This window comes from Microbacterium sp. NPDC089186, assembly GCF_040685115.1.
In the GTDB taxonomy this organism is placed as follows: Bacteria; Actinomycetota; Actinomycetes; order Actinomycetales; family Microbacteriaceae; genus Microbacterium; species Microbacterium galbum.
On the sequence record NZ_JBFBHJ010000001.1, the window covers coordinates 857,276 to 864,369 of the forward strand.

The window sequence follows — 7,094 nt, forward strand, 5'->3', positions numbered from 1 at the left end:
GCACCCGTGACCCTAGGCTGAACCCCGTGACCGACCCTCGCGCACCCGAGCGCATCGTCCGGCGCTTCGCGCGTGCGTCCAACCTCATGCTCGCAGGGCGCCCGTTCGTGGTGCAGGGCGCCGGTTCCGCGGACCTGCACGATCTGCTCGTGCGGCTCGGTGGCATCCCGAGTCTGCATCCCGCCCCCGGGCGGGTCGAGTTCGACCTGGATGCCGACACGGTGAGCCTCGACGGGGCGCCGCTGCCCGAGCGGGGAGATGCCGCCGGCCGGATCTCTTTCGCGCGGGCGCACATGCCGGTGTCGGCCGCGATGGCGGAGCGCCTCGACCTGACCGGCCTGCGCGTGGGGGTGGCGATGGTGCTCGAGCCGAAGACCGCCGTGCTGTCGCTGCTGCTCCGCGAGCGCGGAGCCGAGGTGTCGGTGTACGCGCATCCCGACGAGACCGACCCCGCGGTCGCCGACGCGCTGCGCGCCGAGGGGCTCGCGGTCACGGCCGACCCGACGCTGAGCGGACCCGCCGAGCTGGCCGCCGCCCGCACCTTCCTCCGCGCGGGACTCGACGTGCTGCTCGACGACGGCGCGCACCTCATCCGCCTCGCTCACGAGGACGATCCCGCGCTCGTCGCGGGGTGGATCGGCGCGTGCGAAGAGACGACGAGCGGGCTCACACCCCTGCGGCGGATGCAGGATGCCGGAATCCTGCGCACCGCGGTCATGGCGGTGAACGACGCCCGCACGAAGACGATGTTCGACAACCGCTACGGCACCGGGCAGTCGTGCGTGTTCGCCATCGCCGATCTGCTCGAGGAGCGCGGGATCGGCCTCGCCGACCAACCGGCGCTCGTGCTGGGGTACGGCCCCGTCGGCCGGGGCGTCGCCGCGCACCTGCGCGCGTTGGGCGCCGAGGTGCGCGTGGCCGAGACCGACCCGGTGAGGGCGCTCGAGGCGCGGCACGATGGGTTCTCCACCGGCCCGGCGCGCGAATCGGCGGCCGGCGCACTGGTCGTCTCGGCGACCGGGGTGCCCGGCACGGTGACCGCGGACCTCGCCGCGAAAGCGGGGGTGATGGCCGTGGCCGGGGGAGTGCCGGGCGAGATCGCGCCGGGGGCCGAGAACGATGCGCCCGTGCTCGGCGGGGGAGGAGCCGTCAACATCACCGCCGCCGAGGGCAACCCCATCGAGATCATGGACCTCTCGTTCGCCGTGCAGCTCGCGGCCCTCGGCGAGCTGCTGCGGCGCCGTCCGTCGTCGGGGGTGCACGCCCTCGGGCCCGACGTCGACGACCTCGTCGCGCGCGAGGCGCTCCGCGTGCGCGGCGCGCAGATCGACGTGCCACGGCCCCTCGACCCCGAGGGCCTCGACGAGTGGCGGTCGCCGCGCTACGCCGGGGGTGGGCGATGAGGGTGTATTCGGCATCCCTCGTCCTGCCGATCACCGCACCGCCGATCCCGGGCGGGGCTATCGCGGTGGCGGGTGGGCGCATCCGGCACGTGGGCGACCGCGAGTGGGTGGTCCACGAACTGCGCACGCGCGGCGTCTCCTTCGACGAGGTGCACTGGCCGGGGGTCCTCACCCCTGGCCTGGTCAACGCCCACTCCCACCTGCAGTACACCGGCATGGCCGCGGTGGGCCGGGGGTCGTACGCGGGCTTCGACGACTGGGACGACGCGTTCACGCCGGCGTATCGCGCGGGTCACGATTGGGCTCGGGATGCCGCGTCCGGCGCGCTCCAGATGATCGCCGCCGGCACGACCGCCGTCGCCGACATCGTCACCGACGTCGAGGCCGCCTCGGCGCTGCACGACGCGCGGCTGCACGGCATCACGTACTGGGAGGTGATGAGCTGGACCAACGCCGCCTGGGCCGAGCGCGGCCGCGCCGAGGTGGAGGCCCGGCTCGACGCGCTGCCCTCCCCGCCCGGCACCGGACTGTCTCCGCACGCGCCGTACTCGCTCGACGTCGAGCCGCTGCTCGAGATCCCCGACATCGTGCGCGAGCGGGGCAGCCGCCTGCACCTGCACCTGGGCGAGGCCGCGTTCGAGCGCGAGCACGGCGAGGCGGTGCCGTGGCAGAAGCAGCGTCCCGCGAGCTTCCGTGCCCTGCGCGACGAGGGGTTCGGCACCGGGGCGACGGAGTTCGTCGACGAGCTCGGCGTCTTGGGACCCGACTGCCACATCGCGCACGGGGTGTACATGACGGCGCGCGACCGGGCAATCCTGCGCGCCCGGGGGACGACCGTCGCCCTGTGTCCGCGCTCGAACGCGGTCATCGGCCTCGACGAGCCCCCGGTCGCGGCCTACCTCACCGAGGGCAACGCGCTGGCCGTGGGCACCGACTCGCTGGCATCCAGTCCCTCGCTCGATCTGCTCGCCGACGTCGCCGAACTGCACCGGCTCGCGCGAACGCAGGGGTACGTCAACCGCGACCTGCCCGAGCTGCTGCTGCGCGCGGCGACCCTCGGCGGCGCGCACGCGATGGGCCTCGACACCGGCCCCGCCCGCACGGGGTACCTCGCGGTCGGCGCCGTGGCGGATCTGGCGTTCTTCGACGTCCCGGTGTCGGAGGTGGATGCCACGATCGAACACCTCGTGGTGGCCGGGGCGGGAACGGCGGCGGCGACGTTCATCGACGGCGAGGCGCGCTTCGTCACCGACACCTTCACCCGCGAGACAGGAGTGCGCGCATGACAGATGGAGCCGACACCACTCGGGCTGAGGACGACCGTCCGCAGACCGCACGGCTGCTCGACCTCGAGCCGCACCCCGAGGGCGGGTGGTTCCGCCGCATGTGGACGGGGTCGTACGCCGTCGACACGCCCGCGGGCCCGCGGCCCGCGGCGACCTGCATCCACTACCTGCTCCGGCCCGACGAGCGCAGCGCCTGGCACGTCGTGACGAGCGACGAGGTCTGGCTGTGGCACGGTCCCGGGGCGCTCGAGCTCTCGCTGGGTGGAGCGGGGGGCGAGCCGGGCGCGGCGGAGACGGTCACCCTCGGCCCCGACCTCGCTGCGGGACACGTGCTGCAGCACACCGTGCCCGCGGGCGTGTGGCAGGCGGCCCGGCCCGCCGGCGACGCCGAGGTCGTCGTGAGCTGCCTCGTGTCGCCGGGGTTCAGCTTCGAGGATTGGCGTCTGGCGGAGTAAGGGGCGCGTCGGCAGGATGCCGTGACCCGGGGCCGGGTCCGGACCCGCCGCACCGCCGCACCCCCGTCGCCCTGCACGGCAGCCCGCACTCGACCCGCAACAGCCCCGCCGGTCCCGAGGCGCCCGTGTCGCCAGATTTCACGGGTGACCGTCCCCGAAACATGCCCCGGATACGCTGTGACCATCACAGCACTCCGGGGATGACCCCGATACGTCCACGAGGAGACATCGTGACCGCTCTCGCACGCCTGCGCCGCGCCGCCGCCCTGACCGCCGTGGCCGCGGCCACCGTCGTGTCGCTGACCGCCTGCGCCTTCGCCCCCACCGGCTCCGACGCCGGCGCCGCACCCGCCACCGAGGGAGCGCTGCAGACCGTCACGGCCGGCAAGCTCACGATCGCCACGGGCGAGCCCGCGTTCTCGCCGTGGGTCGAGAACGATGACCCCGCCTCGGGCGAGGGCTTCGAGGCCGCGGTCGCCGACGCCGTCGCGACGCAGCTCGGCTTCTCGAAGGACGACGTCGTGTGGGTGCGCAGCACCTTCGACAGCGCGATCGCCCCCGGCGCCAAGGACTGGGACCTCAACCTGCAGCAGTTCTCGATCACCGACGAGCGCAAGCAGGCCGTCGACTTCTCGTCGCCGTACTACACGACCACCCAGGCCGTCGTCACGACCGGCCCCTCGCCCGCCGCGTCCGCCACCACCGTGGCCGAGCTGAAGAACCTGCCCGTGGGCGTCATGAGTGCGACCACGAGCTACCAGGTCGCCGCCGACCAGCTCGGCACCGCCAACCTCAGCGTCTACAACTCCAACGACGACGCCGTCGCCGCCCTGCAGTCCGGCCAGGTCGACGCGATCGTGGTCGACCTGCCCACCGCGTTCTACCTCGCTGGGGCCGTGCTCGACGACGGCAAGGTCGTCGGTCAGCTGCCCGACTCCTCGGCCGGTGGCGACGAGCTCGCGTTCGTACTGCCCAAGGGCTCGCCTCTGACGGCGCCCGTCACCGACGCGGTCGACGCCCTGCGCGCCGACGGCACACTCGATGAGTTGCAGCAGACCTGGCTCGGGGGCACTGACGCCGCTCCCGTCCTGAAGTAACACCCCGTGGCATCCACCCCGTCCGAGGCCGCGTGGCGGCCGAGCGAGCTCGAGCTCGGTCGGCGCGCCACACGGCGTCGGCAATCGACGAGGTCGGTGCTGATCGCGCTTGTCAGCTCGGTCGTGTTCGTCGTCGTGGTCGGCTGGGCGATCCTGTCGAGCCCCGGGTGGGAAGACGTGCGGCGCGCGTTCTTCGACCCCGAGATCGCGCTGGCGAGCTTCCCGTCGATCCTCGCGGGGCTGTGGGTCAACATCCAGGTGCTGTTCGTCGCGGCGATCGCCGTCGCGATCCTCGGTACGACGCTCGCCGTGCTGCGCTCGCTGCGCGGGCCGGTGTTCTTCCCCCTGCGCGCCCTCGCGACGATCTACACCGACCTGTTCCGCGGCATCCCGCTGCTGATCGTGCTGTACCTGGTGGGCTTCGGCCTTCCCGCGCTCGGCGTCTTCGGCCGCGTGCCCGTGGTGCTGTGGGGCACGATCGCGATCGTGCTGACCTACTCGGCCTACATCGCCGAGGTGCTGCGCGCGGGGATGGAGGCCGTGCACCCCTCTCAGCGCGTCGCCGCCCGCTCGCTGGGCCTCAGCCACGCGCAGACGCTGCGGATCGTCGTGATCCCCCAGGGTGTGCGCAAGGTCGTGCCGGCGCTCATGAACGACTTCGTGTCGCTCCAGAAGGACGTCGGGCTCATCTCCGTCCTCGGAGCGGTGGATGCCGTCCGGGCGGCCCAGATCGCCTCGGCTCAGGCCTACAACTTCACGCCGTACATCGTGGCGGCGCTGCTCTTCGTGGCGATGGCGCTGCCGATGATCCGCCTCACCGATTACGTCTCGGCGCGGTTGGCGAAGCGCGAGCAGATGGGCGGGACCGTATGACCGTGCTCGACGTCCGCAGCGTCCGCAAGGCCTTCGGCGACCACGTGGTGCTCGACGGCATCGACCTCTCGATCGACCAGCACGAGGTGGTCGTGCTCATCGGCGCCTCCGGGTCGGGCAAGTCGACGCTGCTGCGCACGATCAACCTGATCGAGCGCGTCGACGACGGGCAGATCCTGCTCAACGGCGACGACCTCACCGATCCGACGATCGACCCCGACGCCGCGCGCGCCCGTATCGGCGTCGTCTTCCAGCACTTCAACCTCTTCCCTCACCTCCGCGTGATCGACAACGTCACGCTCGCCGCGCGCAAAGTGCACGGGATGCCGAAGGCCGAGGCCTACGCCCGCGGCACCGAGCTGCTGGAGCAGCTGGGGCTCGGGGCGAAGGCGCGGGAGTTCCCCGACCGCCTCTCGGGCGGTCAGCAGCAGCGCGTCGCGATCGTGCGCGCCGTCATGACGAACCCCGAGCTGCTGCTGCTGGATGAGATCACCTCCGCGCTCGACCCGCAGCTCGTCGGCGAGGTGCTCGACCTCGTGCGTGTGCTGCGCGACCGCGGCTCGACGATGCTCATGGCGACGCACGAGATGTCGTTCGCGCGCGAGGTGGCCGACCGCATCGTGTTCATGAAGGGCGGCCGCATCGTCGAGCAGGGCACGCCCGCGCAGATCTTCGACGCCCCGCAGCGCCCCGAGACGATCGCGTTCCTCGAGCGCGAGCGCCGCGGCGGCGCCCTGTAGCGCGGCACCCTGCGGTGGAGGTCCCTGAGCATGTCGAAGGGTCCGGACCCACTAGCGTGGCGTCGCTGCGGCGGAGGGCCCTCAGGCTGTCTCAGGGTCCGGGCCCGGTCGAGCCCCGTTCCGAGCGCGCGACGACACCGGATGCCACGACAGCACGTCGGCATCCGGTGTCGTTCCGCCGAGGGTCAGAGCCCTGCGCGGGTCATGCGCGGGAGCGGCGGCGCAGCAGCACCCCTCCCATCAGCAGCGCGAGCAGACCGGCGAGGCCGAGGCCGAGGGCCGCGGGGCCATCGGTTCCGGTGATGGCGAGCGTCTTCGCGGCGCTCGTCGACAGCGGCGTCACCGCGCTCGCCGAGGCGGCCGAGCCGACGACGGGGGTTCCGCCGGTGCTCACGTGACCGCCGGGGGTACCGGGGGTGCCGGGCGTTCCGGGGGTGCCGGGCGTGCCGGGCGTGCCGGGCGTTCCCGGGGTGCCGGGCGTGCCGGGCGTTCCGGGCGTGCCGGGCGTTCCGGGGGTGCCGGGCGTGCCGGGGGTGCCGGGGGTGCCGGGCGTTCCGGGGGTGCCGGGCGTGCCGGGGGTGCCGGGCGTTCCGGGGGTGCCGGGGGTTCCGGGGGTTCCGGGGGTGCCCGGAGTACCAGGGGTCCCCGGGGTTCCGGGCGTGCCACCGGTGTGCGAGCCCTCGGTCGTGCTGTCACCGATCACCGAGACGGCGTTTCCGCCGATCGTGACGGGCAGCTGGATCGGGATGATCAGCTGGTTACCACCGCCGAGGCTGTCGGTGCCGTCGGTGATGATGCCCCCAACGACACCCCCACCGTTCGCACCGCCGGTGGTCGTCGCACCCGTCGAGGTGCTGTCACCGATGACCGAGACGGCGTTTCCGCCGATCGTGACGGGCAGGGCGATCGGGATGATCGCCTGGTTGCCGCCGAGGACGCTGTCGGTGCCGTCGGTTTCGACGTCGCCGACCGAGCCGCCGGTGGTGCCGCCGGTGGTGGTGGCGTCTTCGGTGTGGCTGTCGCCGATCACGGAGACGGCGTTTCCGCCGATGGTGAGGGGTGCCTCGATCGGGATGATCGCCTGGTTGCCGCCGAGCAGGCTGTCGGTGCCGTCGGTGGTGACGTCGCCGGTGGAGCCGTTGCGGGTGGTGCCGCCGGTGGTGGTGGCGTCTTCGGTGTGGCTGTCGCCGATCACGGAGACGGCGTTTCCGCCGATGGTGAGGGGTGCCTCGATCGGGAA

The 7,094-nt window shown here is 73.0% G+C and carries 6 protein-coding genes and 1 pseudogene; 6 read left to right on the forward strand and 1 reads right to left on the reverse strand.

Annotated elements, in window-relative coordinates; genetic code table 11:
• Positions 1 to 26: 26 nt before the first annotated feature.
• The 6 genes from AB0N82_RS04105 to AB0N82_RS04130 all read left to right on the forward strand — a co-directional run bounded on the left by AB0N82_RS04105 (position 27) and on the right by AB0N82_RS04130 (position 5,854).
• Positions 27 to 1,403 carry an adenosylhomocysteinase gene (locus AB0N82_RS04105; protein WP_363388446.1) on the forward strand — a complete coding sequence of 459 codons (1,377 nt, stop codon included), beginning with the start codon at positions 27 to 29 and terminating at the stop codon, positions 1,401 to 1,403.
• Positions 1,400 to 2,689 carry an amidohydrolase family protein gene (locus AB0N82_RS04110; protein ID WP_363388449.1) on the forward strand — a complete coding sequence of 430 codons (1,290 nt, stop codon included), beginning with the start codon at positions 1,400 to 1,402 and terminating at the stop codon, positions 2,687 to 2,689. Before AB0N82_RS04105 ends, AB0N82_RS04110 begins: the two co-directional genes overlap by 4 nt.
• Positions 2,686 to 3,144 carry a cupin domain-containing protein gene (locus AB0N82_RS04115; protein ID WP_363388452.1) on the forward strand — a complete coding sequence of 153 codons (459 nt, stop codon included), beginning with the start codon at positions 2,686 to 2,688 and terminating at the stop codon, positions 3,142 to 3,144. The genes AB0N82_RS04110 and AB0N82_RS04115 overlap by 4 nt, the downstream gene beginning before the upstream one ends.
• 230 nt (positions 3,145 to 3,374) lie before the next feature.
• Positions 3,375 to 4,241 carry an ABC transporter substrate-binding protein gene (locus tag AB0N82_RS04120; protein ID WP_363388454.1) on the forward strand — a complete coding sequence of 289 codons (867 nt, stop codon included), beginning with the start codon at positions 3,375 to 3,377 and terminating at the stop codon, positions 4,239 to 4,241.
• A 6-nt stretch (positions 4,242 to 4,247) separates the two neighbouring features.
• Positions 4,248 to 5,114 carry an amino acid ABC transporter permease gene (locus tag AB0N82_RS04125; protein WP_363388457.1) on the forward strand — a complete coding sequence of 289 codons (867 nt, stop codon included), beginning with the start codon at positions 4,248 to 4,250 and terminating at the stop codon, positions 5,112 to 5,114.
• Positions 5,111 to 5,854, forward strand: a complete 744-nt coding sequence (locus tag AB0N82_RS04130) for an amino acid ABC transporter ATP-binding protein (protein WP_315994173.1) — start codon at positions 5,111 to 5,113, stop codon at positions 5,852 to 5,854. Before AB0N82_RS04125 ends, AB0N82_RS04130 begins: the two co-directional genes overlap by 4 nt.
• 202 nt (positions 5,855 to 6,056) lie before the next feature.
• On the opposite strand, the pseudogene AB0N82_RS04135 reads toward AB0N82_RS04130, so the two are convergent.
• Positions 6,057 to 7,094, reverse strand: a pseudogene (locus AB0N82_RS04135) (hypothetical protein); the annotation flags it as partial.